The organism is Bacillus sp. LH1 (assembly GCF_057924895.1).
Genome location: NZ_CM175007.1, coordinates 1,740,733 through 1,758,854 on the forward strand (window position 1 = coordinate 1,740,733; position 18,122 = coordinate 1,758,854).

Genomic DNA, 18,122 nt, shown 5'->3' on the forward strand with positions numbered 1-18,122 from the left:
CTATAAAATTTGTGCTGTAGTATGGAGCATTTGGACAAGCACATGTTTACATATAAATAAAATGGAGGCGAGAAGCTTGGTCTTTAATAGAGTTTCAAAAGAATTAGTAGGCATAGCTCTTATCGCTATGTTTCTCTTTTTATTATTTTTTGTAGATTTTACAAGTCTAGCAAATTTGCACAAAAATATGCCACAGGAATGGTTGAATGTGAATACAGTATTTTTAAGTATCATTTTTGAAGCAATACCCTTTATTTTATTAGGGGTAATTGTTTCTTCATGTATTCAAGTGTTTGTGACGGAAGATATGATTCAAAAAGTACTGCCGAAATCTCCGATTGTTGCAATGATTCCGGCAGTATTTGTGGGAGTTCTTTTTCCAATGTGTGAATGTGTCATTATACCAATTGTAAGAAGGCTCATTCAAAAGGGGTTACCACTTCATGTAGGCATTGTTATTTTACTGAGTGCACCCATTATGAATCCAGTTGTTCTTTTATCTACTGTATATGCGTTTCCAAAAAATGATTACGTTGTATATGCACGCTTTGGGATAACAATTTTAGTTGCTCTATTCATAGGTCTAATTGTGTATTATTGCTATCGCGAAAGAAATGTTTTAAAAGATGTAGAGGTTTCAGTTCAAACAAGCAATAAAAAGAGTTGGAAAGATGTTATGAATCACATTGTAGATGAGTTTTTTGATACTGGTAAGTATTTATTGATTGGTGCTTTTTTAGCAAGTGTATTTCAAACGTTTTTTGATCGGAATGTACTGGATGCAGTAGCACATAACGAAGTAATTGCCCCCTTTATTATGATGGGATTTGGTTATGTTTTATCAATTTGCTCTGCAGCCGATGCTTTTATAGCGGCATCTTTTGGACATGTTTTCTCGGTAAAGGCACTTCTCGCATTTCTTGTGTTTGGGCCTATGCTTGATATGAAAAATACGTTAATGCTATTTGCATATTTTCAAAAGAGATTTGTATTCTTTTTGATAGGAATTGTCATTATATCTGTGTATACCATCCTGCAAATCATAATGTTATAGGAGGTGAGAAAGAATGGGGAAAGAGGAGCAGAAGGCATATCATTGCTATATTCGTGGCATTATTTTAATTGGTTTAGCAATGCTCTTATTTAAACTACTTGTAACAGGGAATATTTATAATTTTATCGCTCCAAAAATGATCAAATTTACGTATATAGCTTTTGTAGTAATTTTAATTTTTGGTATTGTACAAGTTTGGAGAGATGGAAGAGAAAAACAGCATGATTGTAATTGTTGTAAACATCATACAACATCAAAATCAGGGATAAAAAGTTTCTTTGTATATGTTTTATTTGTCGTTCCGATAGTTAGTGCTTTTCTCTTTGGAAGTGTAACAATTGATGGAAGTTTAGCAGGAAAAAGGGGTATGAATCAAAGTGTACAGTCGAGAAGTCTAGAAAGAAACGAAAAAGAGGGGAAACAGGTTAAGTTTGATGGGCGAGAAGTATCAGTTGATCCAGAAGAAACATCAAATTTAGCAACGACTTATAAAACGGAAGAGCAAGTAGTAAAAAGTATGTTAGGACAGCGTAAACTACAAGTAAAGGATAAGGATTATGTTCAAACAATGAATGTAATTGGTCAAAATGTCAATTGGTTTAAAGGGAAAGAAATTACATTCTTAGGGTTTATATATAAGGATAAAGATGTGACGGGTAATAAAGCAGTAGTGGCTCGATATGGTATAACTTGTTGTATTGCGGATGCATCAGTCTGGGGGATGATTGTTACCGGGAAAAATATTGAAAAAATTCCAGAAGAAACATGGGTGAAAATAACAGGATTATTAGATGAAACGACATATAAAGGAACAGTCTTTCCACTTGTAAAAGTAAACAAAATCGAGAAAATTAATAAGCCAACTGACCCATATGTATATGATGCTTTACCTCAATAGAAAAGAATAAATTCTTCATATTTTCATGAAATAGAATCATAATCATGGCAATAAAAAAATAAAGATAAGAGTAATTTGGTTTGTTAAAAATATGTGCAGAAGGAGTTATGCGATGAACTGGGTTACTCATAAACCATCATTTGAATTTGAAACATTTAGTCCTATTATTCGGTCACAATCTGCGTGGAGTGGACATTTAGATTTTGCATATGACTTAGTACGATTTGAAAAACCGGAAACTTTAGTTGAGTTAGGTACACATCTAGGTGCTTCTTTCTTCAGTTTTTGTCAAGGAGTAAAAGATGGAGGGTTATCGACTAAATGCTTTGCAGTAGATACTTGGGCTGGAGATGGGCATACAGGTCCATATGGAGAAGGGGTTTTTCAAATAGTAGAAAAAGTAGTGAGCGATAACTACCTTAATATAGGAAATTTAATTCGATCTACTTTTGATGATGCTGTAGACCGGTTTCAAGATGAAACGATAAATCTTTTGCATATTGATGGCTATCATACGTATGAAGCTGTTTCTCACGATTATAATACATGGCTACCGAAAGTCGCGAAAAACGGTATTGTATTATTTCATGATATTGAAGTTAGAAGTGGTGATTTCGGCGTGTATAAGTTTTGGGATGAGGTAAAAGCGAAGTGCCCTCATTTTCAATTTGCGCATTCATATGGACTGGGAGTGTTATTTCCGAAGGGTTGTAGTGATAAGTTTGAGGAAATACTTAAAAATAAAGAAGAAATACAAAATATGTATAAATAAAGATAGGGCATACATCATTTTAAGGATGTGTGCCCTATTTTTTGCGTAGAAAATAATGGTGTGAATTAAAAAGTTAAGATAGTTGTAAAAAGTTTTGTTGCAGCAAATATTAAAAAAGTTAGTATGGGATTGTTCCTTGTAAATAAAGTGAAGCTTTAATATGTTCATATCGATTCGGAATTTTACAGTAGTTAATTTCTTACCTAAGTGCTTTGCACTTACTGAATTTTAAGGCGGAGGTCTTATTGGCCGAAAATATCGGGATAAATAAAAATACAACATTTTTTATATTTTTCATTGCGAAAAACGTAATCTACTTTTACAATAGAAAGGGTTGTGAATATATTATACTGGAAAAATAAATCGAAATAATATGAAAATTTTGTTTTGTCTTCGCTAATTGTATATTACATACATGTAAGACGACATACGTCATGTTATCGACTTGTAAGGAGAGAAAAAAATGAAAAGTGTAAGATTACCATCGATGCTAGAAATCATAGTTCTTTTATTACTATTTCTTGCTGTTGTCTTTTCCTTCCAAACGATTTTTGATCTCCCAATTCAATTAGCGCTATTTATTTCATGGTTTTTAGTAATTGCGCTTGGATTAAGATTAGGATTTCGTTATCAAGAATTGCAAGATGCAATTACGAAAGGGATTTCTAACGGATTAGAAGCAATACTGATTTTAGTTGCAGTAGGTGCTTTAATTGGAACGTGGATTGCTGGTGGGGTAGTACCAACATTAATCTATTATGGATTAGAATTTATTCACCCTAGCATATTCCTATTAGCAACATTAATTATTTGTTCTATAACTTCTATCGCAACAGGAACGTCTTGGGGAACAGTGGGAACAGCAGGTATTGCTATGATGGCGATTGGTGAAGGACTTGGTTTACCACTTCCGCTTGTTGCTGGTGCAGTTCTTTCAGGAGCTTATTTCGGCGATAAATTATCACCACTTTCTGATAGCACAGTTCTTGCAGCTTCTATGGCGAAAGTAGATGTTATTGCTCACGTTCGAGCTATGCTCGTATTAGATGTTCCGGCTTATATTATTACTAGTATTATGTTTACTGTAGCTGGTTGGATGTATGGCGGCGATAATGTAGATTTGAATCGAGTAGAATTTTTAAAAGAAGCTTTATTAAAGCAATTTGATATTAAAATATGGATGCTTGTTCCGGCGGTCATTGTTATCGTTCTATTAGCGATGAAGAAACCGTCTATGCCAACAATTGCAATGGGAGCTTTAATTGGTGCAATTTGGGCAACTCTTTTCCAAGGGATGAACTTTGGAGAGGCGATTGGAACAGCTTATAACGGATTCTCAATTCAATCTGGTGTTGAGTTTGTTGACAAGTTATTAAACCGTGGTGGAATTAACGGCATGCTTGGCTCAGTAGCCGTTATTATTTTCGGTTTAGGATTTGGTGGATTACTTGAAAAACTAGGTGTTTTAAAAGTAATCGTATCAAAATTTGAGAAGAAATTAAATTCTGCAGGTAATGTAACATTGTCTACATTAATCGTGGCATTCTTAGCTAATATATTTGGTTGTGCGATGTATGTATCACTAATTTTAACACCAAAAATTATGGAAGATAGCTATGATAAATTAAAAATAGACCGTCGTGTATTAGCGCGTAACTCAGAAGTAGGTGGAACGTTAACTTCAGGTATGGTTCCATGGTCTGATAATGGTATTTTTATGGCTGGTATTTTAGGTGTAGCAACGTTCTCATACGTTCCGTTTATGTGGTTAAGCTTCGTATCGTTAATTTTAGCAGTTATTTACGGATATACAGGCAAATTCATCTGGTATGTAGATGATGCAGATAAAGGAAAGCAAGCATCATAAAATAAAAATCACCTTCTACAATATGTAGAAGGTGATTTTTTTATTTTTTAATAGCATTTGCTGAAGTTATTTCATTCTCATATTTAGCAATTTTTTGTTGTATCTTTTTTAAGTTTTTTTCAGTGTCTTGCATGAGCTGTAAGACATTGGTCTCCTGTTGTTTCATTAATGCTAACCTTTGAAGGATGGTAGATTCTCCTTCCATAGACCAGTCGATAAATTGTTTTATTTTTTGAATTGGCATACTGGTGTTTTTTAAACACAAAATCATTTCTAAATATTTCAGTGCTTCTTCATCAAAAACTCGATCTCCTTTTTCGTTTCTTTGCAGAAAAGGAAACAGTCCTTGTTTATCGTAATAACGTATTTGAGAAATAGTTAAATGTTGCATTTTGGCGACTTGCCCAATTGTATAATACATATCATTCATCCTTTTATTACCAAGGTATAATGCCATCTTTGTTAAGTATTTTACCATTATAGTTTGTTTCACTTAATGCATATTTAATAATAATTTTAGCACTTTCAGTGGTTGTATGGCCACCAGGGGAATTTCCATTAAGATCCGTAGTTGTAAAACCAGGAGTTACCCCAAATACTTCTGGACCGTTAGTGGCAAATTCTTTACTAAAAGCTAATGTTAAAGCATTAATAGCTGTTTTGGAAGAATTATATCCTAGTGTATTAATTGGATGTGTTTCACCATTAGCAAACATTGTTAGTGAGGCCATGTCAGTTGTTACATTTATGATTTTACTGTTGCTTGAATTCTTTAATAATGGTAAAAAGGCTTGCATCATTTGGAAAGTTCCAAAAAAATTAACTTCAAATCCTTGGCGTAAAGTTTCAATATTTAATTCACTAGGTAGTGTATTGAAGTCTAGCGCTATGCCTGCGTTATTAATTAATAAATGTAAGTGGTCAGTCATTTCGTAAATTTTCTTTATTGCTTCTTGAATGGATTGTGAATTTGAAATATCTACTTGAATATAGGAAACGTTTGAAACATTTAAAGATTCTACGGCTTGTTGTCCAAGTTGTTCATTACGAGCACCTAAAAATACGTGATAATCTTTTTCTGCTAATTGACGAACAAGTTCATATCCAATTCCTTTATTTGCACCTGTTATAAAAGCATATTTTTTCATATTGAATTCCTCCAGTAGTGTTATAGTAGGTTACAATGGAAAGGATACAGCCTAAACTTAAGTTTAGGTCAAGAGGAATTTTTTAAAATAAATATAGAATATCTATATATAAGAGTGAGAATTCTTATCATTTAAGAGAAAGTCTGTTATTATAAGAGATGTAGGTATTATATTTTCAAGGGGATGAAAACATGGAGTACAGAATTGAAAGAGATACATTAGGAGAAATAAAAGTTCCAGCTGATAAATTATGGGCAGCACAAACACAACGTAGTAAAGAAAACTTTCCAATTGGAACAGAGCAAATGCCACTTGAAATTGTAAAAGCATTTGCAATTTTAAAGAAGAGTGCAGCGCTTAGCAATCAAAAATTAGGAAAGCTATCAGAAGAAAAAGCAGAAGCAATTGTAGAAGCTGCGGATGAAGTGATTGCAGGGAAATGGAATGAACATTTTCCGCTTGTCGTATGGCAAACAGGTAGTGGTACACAGTCAAACATGAATGTGAATGAAGTAATTGCAAATCGTGGGAATCAAATTTTGAAAGAGAAGGGATCTGACGTACATATTCATCCGAATGATGATGTGAACATGTCACAAAGTTCAAATGATACATTTCCAACGGCGCTTCATGTAGCTTGTGTAATCGCAGTAGAAAATCACGTATTACCAGCAATTACGAAATTAAAAGAAACTTTAGCAGAAAAAGTAACTGCATTTGAACATATTATAAAAATTGGTCGTACACATTTACAAGATGCAACGCCGTTAACTTTAGGGCAAGAAATTAGCGGATGGCACCGTATGCTTGAAAAAACAGAGCGTATGATTGCAGAGAGCAATACATATATGAAAGAGTTAGCAATTGGTGGAACTGCGGTTGGAACAGGTATCAATGCTCATCCTAAATTTGGTGAGATGGTATCAGAGGAAATTAGTCAATTTACAGGTAAACAATTTGTTTCTGCACCAAATAAGTTCCATGCATTAACGAGCCATGATGAAGTTGTATATACTCACGGTGCATTAAAAGCATTAGCTGCGGATTTAATGAAAATCGCTAACGATGTACGTTGGCTTGCAAGTGGTCCACGTAGTGGTCTTGGAGAAATTATTATTCCAGCAAATGAACCGGGAAGCTCTATTATGCCAGGGAAAGTAAATCCAACGCAAAGTGAAGCATTAACGATGGTTGTAGCGCAAGTGATGGGGAATGATGCAACAATCGGATTTGCTGCGAGCCAAGGTAACTTTGAGTTAAATGTATTTAAACCTGTTATTGCTTATAACTTCTTACAATCAGCTCACTTATTAGCGGATGCAATTGTTTCGTTTAATGACAATTGTGCAGTTGGTATTGAAGCAGATGAAGAAGTAATTAATGAAAATGTGAATCGTTCACTAATGCTTGTAACAGCGCTAAACCCACATATCGGATATGAAAATGCAGCGAAAATTGCGAAGCATGCTCATAAAGAAGGGTTAACTTTAAAAGAAGCAGCATTGCAATCTGGGCTACTAACAGAAGAGCAATTTGATGAAATTGTAGATCCAAAGAAAATGATTGCTCCAAAAGAGTAATAGAGAAAGCCAAGGTTCTTAGTATAGAATCTTGGCTTTTTTGATGTTCATTTTTATGTTTCATCTACTTGCAATACTACAAGCTTCAAAATATATTATTTGTTAGCAGGCGTATTCATTACTTTCATCTGTGGGCAGTTCTCTTTTAAGAGTGAAATGAATTTTTCTTCTTCTAGTGGTACGAAAGTGGTCACTGAGTCAAATAAATTGTAATGGATTTCTAATTGTTGTCTAGTCCATTTTTTTGAATGAAGTTTTTTACCAGAGTATTTAACGTGACGAATATCTTCAAATGGAATTTCAGTATGAAAAATGAAACCGTGTTTTACAACAAGAGATGATTCCGTTATGTTGTAGTGAGAGAAATAGAATGAAGAAAGATTCACGATATTTAATAGCATCATGAGAGTGAAAAAAATAGAATTTTCATTTTGGAAGAATAACGAAACGAAAAAAATAATTATAAATAATGTAATGAAAATGACGTGGAATGGATTTTTTTTCGCTTTAAATTTCAAGTTAGTCACCTCGGTATACTTGTTCTTTAACTAAATTAAATCATAACATTGTGATAAAACGTGTGAATATGCAGAATTGCATATTCGCGCGTTTTATTATTCATGTAAAATTTCTTGATGGGATAAATTCAAAAGAAGTTTTGTAATAGTGGAGTGGCATAAAGTGACTTACAAGAATAGAAAGATAGCGTTAGTCATAATTAGTTGTATGATCATTATGAGTAGTTGTGCTAATAAATTTGTTGAAGATAGAAATCGAAAGCATACATTTGTACAAGCAAGTAAGGTTTTAGTAGAGACTGTAAATAGAATATATAAAAAGTAAAGGATGTTTTCTTATACGAAAACATCTTTTTTGTAGTTAAAATTGAATACTGAAGTTTTGGAATGAGTGAATACCAGTTCCATATTCACTAATCGCATATGTATTCTGTGCAATTTGTTTAACGGTAAACTAAGGGTCTTAAAGAATATTTATGTTCTATTTCACATCCTATAAAATGAATTTGTATAAACATATTCGCTTTTCGTTGTATTAAACCCTTTTGTTAGATGTTTTTATAAAAGTTTATAAAATGGGCAAACGAAACGTTGAAATGTTTGTTTGTGTTGTGATAAGATGATGAAGTGATAATAAACGATATATTGATTTGTTTGGTTTTAAATAAACATTTTGAAGGAGTGTTTAGTATGAGCGATATTTCAGAGAAGTTTTGGGATGCGTCAATAGAGGAATTAAAGAAAGGGTATGTGTTTGATGAAGAAAAAGAGGAGTACATTTGCTTAGCTTGTGGTGAAACATTTATTAAAGGTGTTATTTATCAAGATAACCAAATTTTGTATGAAGCAGAGAAGTTCGTCCAATTGCATATTCAAAATGAGCATACGTCTATGTTTGATTATTTGTTAAATATGGATAAGAAATTTACTGGTTTAACGGATTTACAAAAGAAAATGGTTCAGTTTTTCCATATGGGACTGAATGATAAAGAAATTGTAAAAGAGATGGATGGCGGAAGTACATCAACAATTCGTAATCATCGATTTACACTGCGAGAGAAAATGAAGCAAGCAAAAGTATTTTTAGCGCTAATGGAATTATCAGAAGAAAAATCAAAAGTACAAACGAAATTTGTGCCAATTCATAGAACAGCAACGATGGTGGATGATCGATACAATATTACGGAAGAAGAAAATGATGAAGTATTAAAAGCTCATTTTACAGAAGGATTAGATGGACCTCTCTCTAAATTTCCGAAGAAACAAAAGCGTAAATTAATTATATTGCGCCATTTAGTGAAGAAGTTTGATAGTAATAAAAAGTATACTGAAAAAGAAGTAAATACAGTGATAGAAAATGTATACCCTGATTTTGTAACTTTAAGAAGATATTTAATCGAATATGGATTTTTAGATCGAACAGCCGATGGAAGTCAATATTGGGTGAAGTTATAATCATACGAAAAGAAAATGAATAGAAGCACAGTATTATAACAACTATACAAAGAGATAGAGATTGAAAATAGATGTTTAATAAAAGGAGAAATGAAATTTGAAACCACCTGCAGATAACAATAAAGAAGGTGCGGAGTCACATAAGTTGGAAAGTGAGAGTAAACCGATTTGGAAATCGATGTCGATGTTTTTAGTACCGTTATTATTAAGTAATGTACTACAATCAGTTGGACAATTATTTGGTATGGTAGTAGTAGGAAGATGGCTTGGAGTTAATGATTTAGCGGCTATATCAGCATTCTTCCCATTATTTTTCTTGCTCGTTTCATTTGTAATTGGTATCGGTTCAGGAAGCTCTATTTTAATTGGTCAGGCGTTTGGTGCTAAAAACGAAGATCGTTTAAAAGCTATCGTTGGTACGACGTTGACGTTTACCTTTATTATTGGAGTTGTGTTGGCGATAATAGGCAGTATTTTTGCGATGGATATTATGCGTCTAATGGGAACGCCAGAAAATATTATTGAAATAAGTGTACATTATGCACGGATTTTATTTATATCGATGCCAGTATTATTTTTATATTTCGCATATACAACATTTATGAGAGGTACAGGAGATTCTAAAACGCCATTTTACTTTTTAATTGTAAGTACAGCGCTAAATATGATCTTATTACCGATTCTTATTTTTGGATGGTTAGGAGCTCCGAAATTAGATGTGTATGGAGCGGCCTATGCATCTGTTATATCTACAGTTATTACGTTTATTGTCATGCTTGTGTATTTAAAGAAGAAAAATCACCCATTACAACTAGATGGAACGGTTAGAAAATACCTTCGAATGGATGGGGAGTTATTAAAGCTATTACTAAGGCTCGGTATTCCAGCGAGTATTAATATGATATTAGTTTCATTATCTGAAATTGCCGTAATCGCATTTGTAAATCGTTACGGTTCGGATGCAACAGCTGCTTACGGCGTTGTGAATCAAGTTGCAAGTTATGTACAAATGCCAGCAGTTAGCCTTGGTATTACAGTTTCCATTTTTGCGGCACAATCGATTGGTGCGAATCAATTTGATCGATTACAGAAAGTTGTGAAGGCCGGAATTATTATGAACTACGTCATCGGTGGTGTGTTAATATCTCTTATTTACGTATTCTCAAGAGACATTTTATCACTATTTTTAACGAGTCAAACTACAATTGAAATTGCTCATAGCTTAGTTATGATTACATTATGGAGTTATTTAATTTTCGGTCATGCACAAATTATTAGTGCGACAATGCGAGCGAGCGGTACAGTACTTTGGCCAACTGTTATTGGAGTTGTTTCAATTTGGCTTGTAGAAGTACCCGTAGCATATTATCTTTCTTACCATACAAGTCTTGGAATAGAAGGCATTTGGATCGGGTATCCAGCAGCATTTATTGTCAGCTTAATATTACAGTATGCATATTATAAGCTTTCATGGCAAAAGAAACGAATTACACGATTAGTTAGTTAAATAGAAAAATGTCCCTAAGTTATTAGACTTAGGGACATTTTTTCGTAAGTTCAGGTTTATAAATAGCTTTTTAAAGTTATATCAAAATGTTGTCTAATGAGTGTTTTATCACTCATATAAAACTCCCACGCTTTTTCCGGTTCACCGATAATCTCAAAGGATTCCTCTGTAATATATAAAGCGCAATTATCCTCCAGTGCAATTCCTTCTATATTCCCTTGATGATTTTGTAAAAAGGAATGGAAGGCGTTCATTCTGTTTAATTGATTATAATGTGGACAAAATCTTTTATTAACAATACCCCATCCGTTACTCTCTATATAACCAGAACCTTCATAATCTGATCGGATACTAGACGTGAACCAACACATAGCACCAGCGCTATAACCAGCAATAAGTGTTCCTTGCTGCAGAGCCAATAATAATTTTTCATCGAGTCTATGTTCTTTCCATTGCGTAAGCATGTGAATATAGTTCCCGCCACCTAAATAAATTAAATCGGCTGAATGAATCATCTCGTCTATTTCATACTTTGAAGGTGAATCTGTTGTAGTACGTAAAATTTGTACTTCACAATGTAATTGTTTTTCAAAAGTGTCTAAAAATAATTTTATATAGCTTTCATCATCATGACTAGCCGTTGGAATAAACAATATTTTTGGGTACTGTTTATTTGTTAATTCTATAAGGCGTTCATTAATAGGCAAGTGATTTGAATCTTGTAAATCACCGCCACCAATGACAGCTAATTTCATAGTAAAGCACCACCTAATTATTTTTGTTATATAAAAATTCGATAGAAGAGAGTTACATTCCTTCCGTAATGTAATCAATAATTAGAAAATGTAGCTTAAGTATATCGGAATAGTAAAGAAACTACTGACTATATATACCAATGCATTAGAAACCATACATTGATATATAATATTTCATACTAATGTTTCAAAATATGGAAAAAATATGTTTAAATAGATATAATGACGCATTGATTCATATTGAATTTATACTTATATTTTAAAAGGGTATCGGAAATAATAGCGATTTTTTAAAACAGTTTTTACTTTTAATAGGAAGTTGTATTACAATATGTTAAAATTATTTCAATATATTTATTTAATATGAAATACAAAGAAGGAGAGTGAAAAAAGTGGATTTTCGATTTGAATTTACAACGAAGCTGAAAGAATACTTAGACGATGAGAAGGATGAAAAAATAATAAAAGATGGACACAGAGATGTAATTTTTCACTATTTATATGCGTTAGAGACTGAAATTGGCGTTGTTAAAAATCCTAATTTTACTTTTTTTGCATCAGGAAGACGTTCACATATAGTGTTAGAAAACGTTGAATTTAAAACAGAAGTAAATGTAAAAAGTAATATAATTGAAATTACAAAAATAGTGGATAATGTAGCTATTCCGTTAGATACTATCGTAGCGAAAGATCGGGAATTATTTGCACTTGGACGTAATGAGAAGTTTAGTGTACAAATATTAGAGCAGTATCTTTTTGATACATTTGGAGAAAAATTAGGTTTAAAATGAATGGAATAGCCTATGTATTTATGGGTAGTTAATTTTCATATATATCATTTACGTTTGACCTTTCATTTAATTTATACTACAATTCGTAGTGTGAAAGGAGTTGTACAATGTTTACTCAAAACTATAAGTTAAATGAGCACGGGTTAAATCATTTCTTTGGACCGCTTGAAGCGAAAATTATGGAGATTGTTTGGTCTAGCGATGGTATTACTATTAAAGAAGTGCAGCAGAAATTAAGTGAAGAATCACCTGTGAATTTTAACACTGTTATGACAGTTATGAACAGGTTAGTAGAGAAATTACACTTAGAAAAACAGACTGTGAAAAGAAGTGGTATATATCGTGCTGTACAAACAAAAGAAGAATTCTTATCCAATCAAACGAAGAAAATGACACAGGAATTGATGGGGGAATTTGGAGATTTAGTTGTAAATCATATGTTAGATGAGTTAGAGCAGGCTGATCCGACTTTAATAAAAAAGTTAGAAGACAAATTGAGTCAGTTAAAAAGAGAGGATTAATGAAATGAAATGGCAAATGCGTAAAATCGTATTGTTAGCAGTAATTGTTAGTATCCTCTTTTTCAGTATGTTAGTGTATTACGTTACATATCCATTTCTGTTTCAAAATAAGATGTTCCTTCTTTCAAATTTTTGCTTGTTCCAGTTAGAAAAACATATGAAAGAATTATCGCTGATTCGTATTATAATCGCTGGATTATTACTACTTACTGTATTAATCGTGTGCAAAAGAATTTGGCGACAATTTTTCTATAGTAAAAAATTACAAAAAGTACTTATCCCTTTCGTCCGAAAAGGAAAACAAATATATATATTGCCGACTACGGAAGTTGCGGCATATACAATTGGGCTATTTCGTCCGAAAGTTGTCATGTCAGAAGGGATGCTTCAAACATTTTCAGATGAAGAAATAGATGCAATTATTTTCCATGAAGAATATCATCAAAAGAATTGGGATCCGCTAAAATTATTTTGTTTTACGCTATTAGCAGAAGGAATGATGTACATACCGATATTAAAAGGGTTGTTACAGCGATATCATACGTATCAGGAGCTAGCTGCTGATAAATATGCGATGCAAAAAATGGAATCTTCATTTGAGTTAGGTAGCGCGTTATTAAAATTAATTAAAATAAAGACAATGGAAAATCGATGTGTTACAGCTTCATTTGCAAAAACAGCAATAAATTTACGAATCGAGCAAGTGTTAAATGAAAAGGTTGTTAAGCTTACTATTCCGTTACATACGAATTCGGTATATGTAACAGTAGGTTTATTCTGTATGTCGGTTGTACTTATTGTCGGAGAGTGCATATAGCCTCTTTTTTTAAGAATAAACACTACTCATTGTAGTGTTTAAGGGGGAATAAAATGAATGCAGCAGATTTAACAATTTGGCTTGTGGCTGGGGCGGGAGTATTGTCATTTATATCACCGTGCTCTTTACCGCTATATCCATCTTATTTATCTTATATTACCGGTGTGTCTATCCAAGATTTAAAAGAAAATCGTGGAATTATGCAAAAATCAGCGATTATACATACAGTATTTTTTATGATCGGATTTTCGGTTATATTTTACGCGTTAGGTTTATCGGTAAGCTGGATTGGAATAACATTTTCATCTAACCAAAAATTGATTCAACAAATTGGTGGGATTTTTATTGTTTTAATGGGGCTATTTATGACGGGCTTGTTTCAGCCTAAGTGGCTTATGGCAGAGAAAAAGGTGCAGTATAGAAGTAAATCGACTGGATATATTCGCTCGATTTTAGTCGGTATGACATATGCAGCAGGTTGGACGCCATGTGTTGGACCGATATTTTCAGCTGTACTCATGCTTGGCGCGACGAATCCTGAAGGGGCGCTTCTTTATATTACAGCGTATACTCTTGGGTTTGCGGTTCCATTTTTCGTGATGGCATTCTTTATTGGGAAGGTAAAATGGATTGTTACATATGCCAATGTCATGATGAAAATTGGCGGTGGAATGATGATTGTAACAGGTATTTTATTGTATACAAATCAAATGACGAAAATTACAGCATTCTTTATTCGTCTATTCGGTGGATTTACAGGTTTTTAAAAATGAGGAGGAAGAAAAGTGAAGAAAATAATTGCTATTATATTAGTAGGGGCACTCGTTTGGGCGGGGGTTAACTTTTATAATTCAAAGAAAGAAGAGAAGGAAAGAAAAGCGAAACAAGCAGAGTTACAGAAGAAAGAAGTATTACCACAAGTCGGTTTTAAAGCACCTAGCATCACATTAAAAGGATTAGACGGAAAGTTACAGTCGTTAAATGATGCCAAGGGAAAACCGTATATTATTAATTTTTGGGCATCATGGTGTGGGCCGTGTGAAATGGAGGCACCTGACTTAGTTCATATGTATGATAAATATAAAAAGGATGTTGAAATTTTTGCGGTGAATGCAACTGTTAGTGACCCAGTACAAGAAGCAAGCGCATTTGCTAATCGTTATGGTTTTGAGTTTCCTGTTCTACTAGATATGGACGGAGTAGCTGGACTAGATTATAAAGTATTCTCTTTACCGACGACATTTTTTGTTAATAAAGATGGAATTATAGTAGATCATGTACGAGGTGTATTACCACCAGATCAATTAGAAAAGAAATTTAAGAAATTGATTGAGAATTAAAAGGAGATTTGGTGACGATGGAGTGGATTGTGAGGTTACAACCCATATCTCTTATAATTGGAAGTCTATTTGGTTTTATGTTGATGAAACGAAAGATGAAGTATCAAAATGTATCATATGAAAAAATGATGGATGCCGTAACAAATGCTTTTCTTATCATCGTATTTGTATGGAAGTTTGCACCAGCAATTTTAAATCCTGTATGGGCTTTTGGGGCGCCGGTGCAAGCAATATTAGCTATTGGAAGTATGCAACATATTGTAGTAGGATGCGTAATTGCGAGTGTATACATTTTTTGGAAAAGTAAAAAGGAACAATTTTTGCTTCGTATTTTACTTGATGTACTCCCTTTTGGATTGTGTGTGTGCATTATCTTTTATTTTCTATTCCATCATGAAGTAGGTGTACAAACGACACTACCATGGGGAATGAATATATATGAATCTAAATTTTTATATCATCCTATTTTCGTATATGAGATCATCCTTGCTCTTTGTATAATGGGCTTGTTATGGATGAAAAATGAAAGGCTCGGAAATGGAAAGAATATAAGTGTTTTTCTAATTATTGAGGGGTTTGCTCATATTATTATTTCGCTTGTTAGTGAACAAAATTCGGTTCTGTTTGGTCTATCAGCAGAGCAAATAATGAGCTTTTGTATTATTAGTTTAGGGATTTTGTTGGTGCCGAAAAAATAAAAGATAGCCATGTACAGAGAGTATCTGTATGGCTATCTTTTATAAGCATATTTCTTCATCATATGCTAAATCATTATATTGTAGAAATCTAAAAACCCCTTTATTAGGGGTTTTTAGGTTTCTATAGGTCTGCATGTGTTTCTTGTTTATCTGTATCCCATTTTGGAAGTTGTTTTGCTTGTTGACTTTCAGTAAAATTATTAAATCCAAAAGCAAGTATGCATGTAAAGGTTAAAATAGCTAAACTAATCTTTTTCATTATCTTAGTGCCTCCTTAGTTAATAATTTTTGTTTTGCTTCGTAAGTTTTGAAAAAATATTTTTGAGATTTCTCTATTTTATTCACTTTATGAAATTCTACTGCTAATAATTCGTAATATTCTTGTACATAATCGTATAATTCTTTACTGTTAAAATATGTAGTGCCTGCAATGATTGCGTTTTCTAAGTCGTCTAGAATACCAGTGTGTTGTGTTTTTAAGATAGTGAAATGGTGTTTATATTCTTGATTATTTAATTCATTACAAATTTCTAAGCCTTTTTGAACCCAATCGTTTGCAAGTTCTTTTTCATTTAAACTAAAATGTTCTTTGGCTTGTAGAAAATTGGCTTTTAGGTGTTTAGGTAATTTGTTTGTAACTATTGTAAGATGTCTAATAGCAAGGGTTGATAGATTTTGAGAAGAGTAGAGCCAACCTAAGTTATTTCGAACTTTTAAGATTAGTGTATCGTCTTTCAGCTTTTGTAAAATATTGATTGCTGAATTATAGTTCTCTTCGGCTTGTTCGAATTGTTTTAAATAAACAGAACATGAGCCTAAAATGTTTTCGCATAGAGCTATTTTAATTTCATAACGTGGATATTTTGAGAAAATCTCTTTAGCTTGATTTGCATAATTGATTGCTGTAAGTGGTTTGTTTGTATGGTGATTAAATATAGCAAATTTATATTTATATTCAGCTTCTTCTAGTTCGCCTGGTACATGTTTTAAAAGGGATTCAGCTTTTTCGTATTCTTTTTTTGCTTCATCATAATTTCCAATAATGGTAGCATGTTCAGCTTTAAAAAAGTGATAATAATAAGTAATAAAGTCTTCAGTTATTGGATTGTCTAAACGAACAATTTGACTAAAAGTATCATACTTAATGTTTGTCCAATCGGTTAGGACCTTATATTTAAAGTTTAGTAGGGAGTAGTAAAGCGATAGAGTTTGATCAGCTTCAATTTTATTAATCTGTTTCTCTATTTTTTCTTTTAATTGTTTCGCTTCAATTAATTGCTCCGCTACCATTACTTGATATAAAATGTTTAATTCGTTGACAATCTGTTCATGCCCTTTTAATAACACACTCATTATATATTCCCCCATTCGATAAAAGTATCCTAATTTAATTATTTCTATAATAGCAAAATAGAAGAAGTATAAGAGTGATTTTATCATATTTTTCAACAAAATTCTGAAAAATTAATTAATTTTTACATATTTCTTATTTTTATGTGAATATTACAAGTGCCTCTGGTAGTGGTGGGATGAATCTGACTCATGATACGTTAGCATCAATGGGAGGGATAGTTTTACTTGTAAATATGTTTTTAGGAGGATTGTTCGGATTGGGTCCAACTGTTAAGTTTTTAACAAAAATTTCACTTTCTTATTTAATAAAAACAGGATAATCCTCACTTTATAAGAATCATCCTGTTTTTATTGATATATTAAAAAATCGGCGGAGTAACAGAAAATAGGACTATCGCGTTTTTTTCAAAATGATTCACCCATTTATGCTTTAAATAAGCAGGTATTTTTACACTGTCGCCAGTTTCTAATACGTATTCTTCCTCATTTAAATATAATGTGATTTTCCCATCTAAGACAAATGCTAATTCTTCTCCTTTATGTTCTAGCACATTTTCTGATGAAGCTGTATTAGGCGGGACGGTCATAATTGCTGTTGCTAAATTTCCAGTGAAATCAGGTGAAAGCATTTCATATGATAAATTATCAATAATCATTTTCTTTCGTTTATGGGAACGTACAATTAAATCGTCTGTATTTGTATCTTCAAGTAAAAAGCTAAATGTTGGCACATCAAGAGCTTTAGCAAGCACTTTTAATGTTTGGATAGAAGGGTTAGCGGACCCGCGCTCAATTTGACTTAACATTGATGGTGTAATATCGGCCATCTTTGCTAGTTCTTTACTAGTTAAACCTTTTTCTTTTCTTTGTTTTTCAATTTTTTTACCAATATCTATATTTTCCATAATGAAAATCTCCTTAATAATTATTAAATTATATTTAAATAAATTAAATTAAAATTAACTTAATGGGATTATTTGTGTTAAACTATATTAAAATTAATTTAATTATAATTTATTGTATGGTGAGCTACAAGGATATAAGGAGG

21 protein-coding genes are annotated in these 18,122 nt (G+C 32.5%); 14 read left to right on the forward strand and 7 right to left on the reverse strand.

What is annotated here, in order from left to right; all coding sequences use genetic code 11:
- Positions 1–61: 61 nt before the first annotated feature.
- From ACX9TM_RS09270 to nhaC, 4 genes are all read left to right on the forward strand, one after another.
- The gene (locus ACX9TM_RS09270; protein WP_171287437.1) at positions 62–1,054 is read left to right on the forward strand and encodes a permease; all 993 of its coding nucleotides are present in this window, start codon (positions 62–64) and stop codon (positions 1,052–1,054) included.
- Positions 1,055–1,067: 13 nt separating this feature from the next.
- Positions 1,068–1,952 carry a TIGR03943 family putative permease subunit gene (locus tag ACX9TM_RS09275; RefSeq protein ID WP_000513979.1) on the forward strand — a complete coding sequence of 295 codons (885 nt, stop codon included), beginning with the start codon at positions 1,068–1,070 and terminating at the stop codon, positions 1,950–1,952.
- Positions 1,953–2,064: 112 nt separating this feature from the next.
- Positions 2,065–2,724 carry a class I SAM-dependent methyltransferase gene (locus tag ACX9TM_RS09280; protein ID WP_001104669.1) on the forward strand — a complete coding sequence of 220 codons (660 nt, stop codon included), beginning with the start codon at positions 2,065–2,067 and terminating at the stop codon, positions 2,722–2,724.
- A 463-nt stretch (positions 2,725–3,187) separates the two neighbouring features.
- Entirely contained in the window at positions 3,188–4,591 is a 1,404-nt protein-coding gene (gene nhaC / locus ACX9TM_RS09285; RefSeq protein ID WP_000843992.1) for a Na+/H+ antiporter NhaC, read from the forward strand.
- Positions 4,592–4,631: 40 nt separating this feature from the next.
- Here nhaC and ACX9TM_RS09290 read toward each other — a convergent pair whose 3' ends face one another.
- Together ACX9TM_RS09290 and ACX9TM_RS09295 are read right to left on the reverse strand one after the other, a co-directional pair.
- A complete protein-coding gene (locus ACX9TM_RS09290; protein WP_000291863.1) occupies positions 4,632–5,012 on the reverse strand; it encodes a MerR family transcriptional regulator in 381 nt (126 codons plus the stop codon).
- Positions 5,013–5,028: 16 nt separating this feature from the next.
- On the reverse strand, positions 5,029–5,739 hold the full coding sequence (locus tag ACX9TM_RS09295) for an SDR family NAD(P)-dependent oxidoreductase (RefSeq protein WP_000759544.1): 711 nt from the start codon (positions 5,737–5,739) through the stop codon (positions 5,029–5,031).
- Between the two features lie 191 nt (positions 5,740–5,930).
- On the opposite strand from ACX9TM_RS09295, the gene fumC reads away from it, so the two are divergent.
- The gene (gene fumC / locus ACX9TM_RS09300; RefSeq protein WP_000456608.1) at positions 5,931–7,319 is read left to right on the forward strand and encodes a class II fumarate hydratase; all 1,389 of its coding nucleotides are present in this window, start codon (positions 5,931–5,933) and stop codon (positions 7,317–7,319) included.
- A 95-nt stretch (positions 7,320–7,414) separates the two neighbouring features.
- On the opposite strand, the gene ACX9TM_RS09305 is transcribed toward fumC, so the two are convergent.
- Positions 7,415–7,837, reverse strand: coding sequence for a PH domain-containing protein (locus ACX9TM_RS09305; protein ID WP_000669069.1), 423 nt, complete (start codon positions 7,835–7,837; stop codon positions 7,415–7,417).
- Positions 7,838–8,527: 690 nt separating this feature from the next.
- Here ACX9TM_RS09305 and ACX9TM_RS09310 point away from each other — a divergent pair.
- Both ACX9TM_RS09310 and ACX9TM_RS09315 read left to right on the forward strand, forming a co-directional pair.
- The gene (locus ACX9TM_RS09310; RefSeq protein WP_001280271.1) at positions 8,528–9,292 is read left to right on the forward strand and encodes a DUF2087 domain-containing protein; all 765 of its coding nucleotides are present in this window, start codon (positions 8,528–8,530) and stop codon (positions 9,290–9,292) included.
- 97 nt (positions 9,293–9,389) lie between these two features.
- Positions 9,390–10,799 (forward strand): MATE family efflux transporter, encoded by a 1,410-nt coding sequence (locus tag ACX9TM_RS09315; protein ID WP_000804124.1) that lies wholly within the window; start codon positions 9,390–9,392, stop codon positions 10,797–10,799.
- A gap of 56 nt (positions 10,800–10,855) precedes the next feature.
- Here the strand turns inward: ACX9TM_RS09315 and ACX9TM_RS09320 are convergent, their stop codons facing one another.
- The gene (locus tag ACX9TM_RS09320) at positions 10,856–11,554 is read right to left on the reverse strand and encodes a peptidase E (RefSeq protein WP_000762116.1); all 699 of its coding nucleotides are present in this window, start codon (positions 11,552–11,554) and stop codon (positions 10,856–10,858) included.
- A 392-nt stretch (positions 11,555–11,946) separates the two neighbouring features.
- Here ACX9TM_RS09320 and ACX9TM_RS09325 point away from each other — a divergent pair, with 392 nt between their 5' ends.
- The 6 genes from ACX9TM_RS09325 to ACX9TM_RS09350 all read left to right on the forward strand — a co-directional run bounded on the left by ACX9TM_RS09325 (position 11,947) and on the right by ACX9TM_RS09350 (position 15,721).
- Entirely contained in the window at positions 11,947–12,345 is a 399-nt protein-coding gene (locus tag ACX9TM_RS09325) for a DUF3942 family protein (protein ID WP_000347525.1), read from the forward strand.
- A 107-nt stretch (positions 12,346–12,452) separates the two neighbouring features.
- On the forward strand, positions 12,453–12,866 hold the full coding sequence (locus tag ACX9TM_RS09330; RefSeq protein ID WP_000495053.1) for a BlaI/MecI/CopY family transcriptional regulator: 414 nt from the start codon (positions 12,453–12,455) through the stop codon (positions 12,864–12,866).
- A 4-nt stretch (positions 12,867–12,870) separates the two neighbouring features.
- Positions 12,871–13,683, forward strand: a complete 813-nt coding sequence (locus ACX9TM_RS09335) for a M56 family metallopeptidase (RefSeq protein ID WP_000871937.1) — start codon at positions 12,871–12,873, stop codon at positions 13,681–13,683.
- Positions 13,684–13,736: 53 nt separating this feature from the next.
- Positions 13,737–14,450 carry a cytochrome c-type biogenesis protein CcdA gene (gene ccdA, locus ACX9TM_RS09340; protein ID WP_000990443.1) on the forward strand — a complete coding sequence of 238 codons (714 nt, stop codon included), beginning with the start codon at positions 13,737–13,739 and terminating at the stop codon, positions 14,448–14,450.
- Positions 14,451–14,468: 18 nt separating this feature from the next.
- Entirely contained in the window at positions 14,469–15,023 is a 555-nt protein-coding gene (locus ACX9TM_RS09345; RefSeq protein WP_065382064.1) for a TlpA family protein disulfide reductase, read from the forward strand.
- 17 nt (positions 15,024–15,040) lie between these two features.
- A complete protein-coding gene (locus tag ACX9TM_RS09350) occupies positions 15,041–15,721 on the forward strand; it encodes a prolipoprotein diacylglyceryl transferase family protein (RefSeq protein ID WP_000454847.1) in 681 nt (226 codons plus the stop codon).
- 121 nt (positions 15,722–15,842) lie between these two features.
- On the opposite strand, the gene ACX9TM_RS09355 is transcribed toward ACX9TM_RS09350, so the two are convergent.
- Positions 15,843–15,980: a hypothetical protein gene (locus ACX9TM_RS09355; protein ID WP_000724012.1), complete on the reverse strand. Its 138-nt coding sequence runs from the start codon at positions 15,978–15,980 to the stop codon at positions 15,843–15,845.
- Positions 15,980–17,074, reverse strand: coding sequence for a response regulator aspartate phosphatase (locus tag ACX9TM_RS09360; RefSeq protein WP_000114849.1), 1,095 nt, complete (start codon positions 17,072–17,074; stop codon positions 15,980–15,982). Before ACX9TM_RS09360 ends, ACX9TM_RS09355 begins: the two co-directional genes overlap by 1 nt.
- Before the next feature lie 143 nt (positions 17,075–17,217).
- On the opposite strand from ACX9TM_RS09360, the gene ACX9TM_RS09365 reads away from it, so the two are divergent.
- Positions 17,218–17,394 carry a hypothetical protein gene (locus ACX9TM_RS09365; RefSeq protein ID WP_002025592.1) on the forward strand — a complete coding sequence of 59 codons (177 nt, stop codon included), beginning with the start codon at positions 17,218–17,220 and terminating at the stop codon, positions 17,392–17,394.
- A 39-nt stretch (positions 17,395–17,433) separates the two neighbouring features.
- Here the strand turns inward: ACX9TM_RS09365 and ACX9TM_RS09370 are convergent, their stop codons facing one another.
- On the reverse strand, positions 17,434–17,979 hold the full coding sequence (locus ACX9TM_RS09370; protein WP_000427637.1) for a helix-turn-helix domain-containing protein: 546 nt from the start codon (positions 17,977–17,979) through the stop codon (positions 17,434–17,436).
- Between the last annotated feature and the right edge of the window lie 143 nt (positions 17,980–18,122).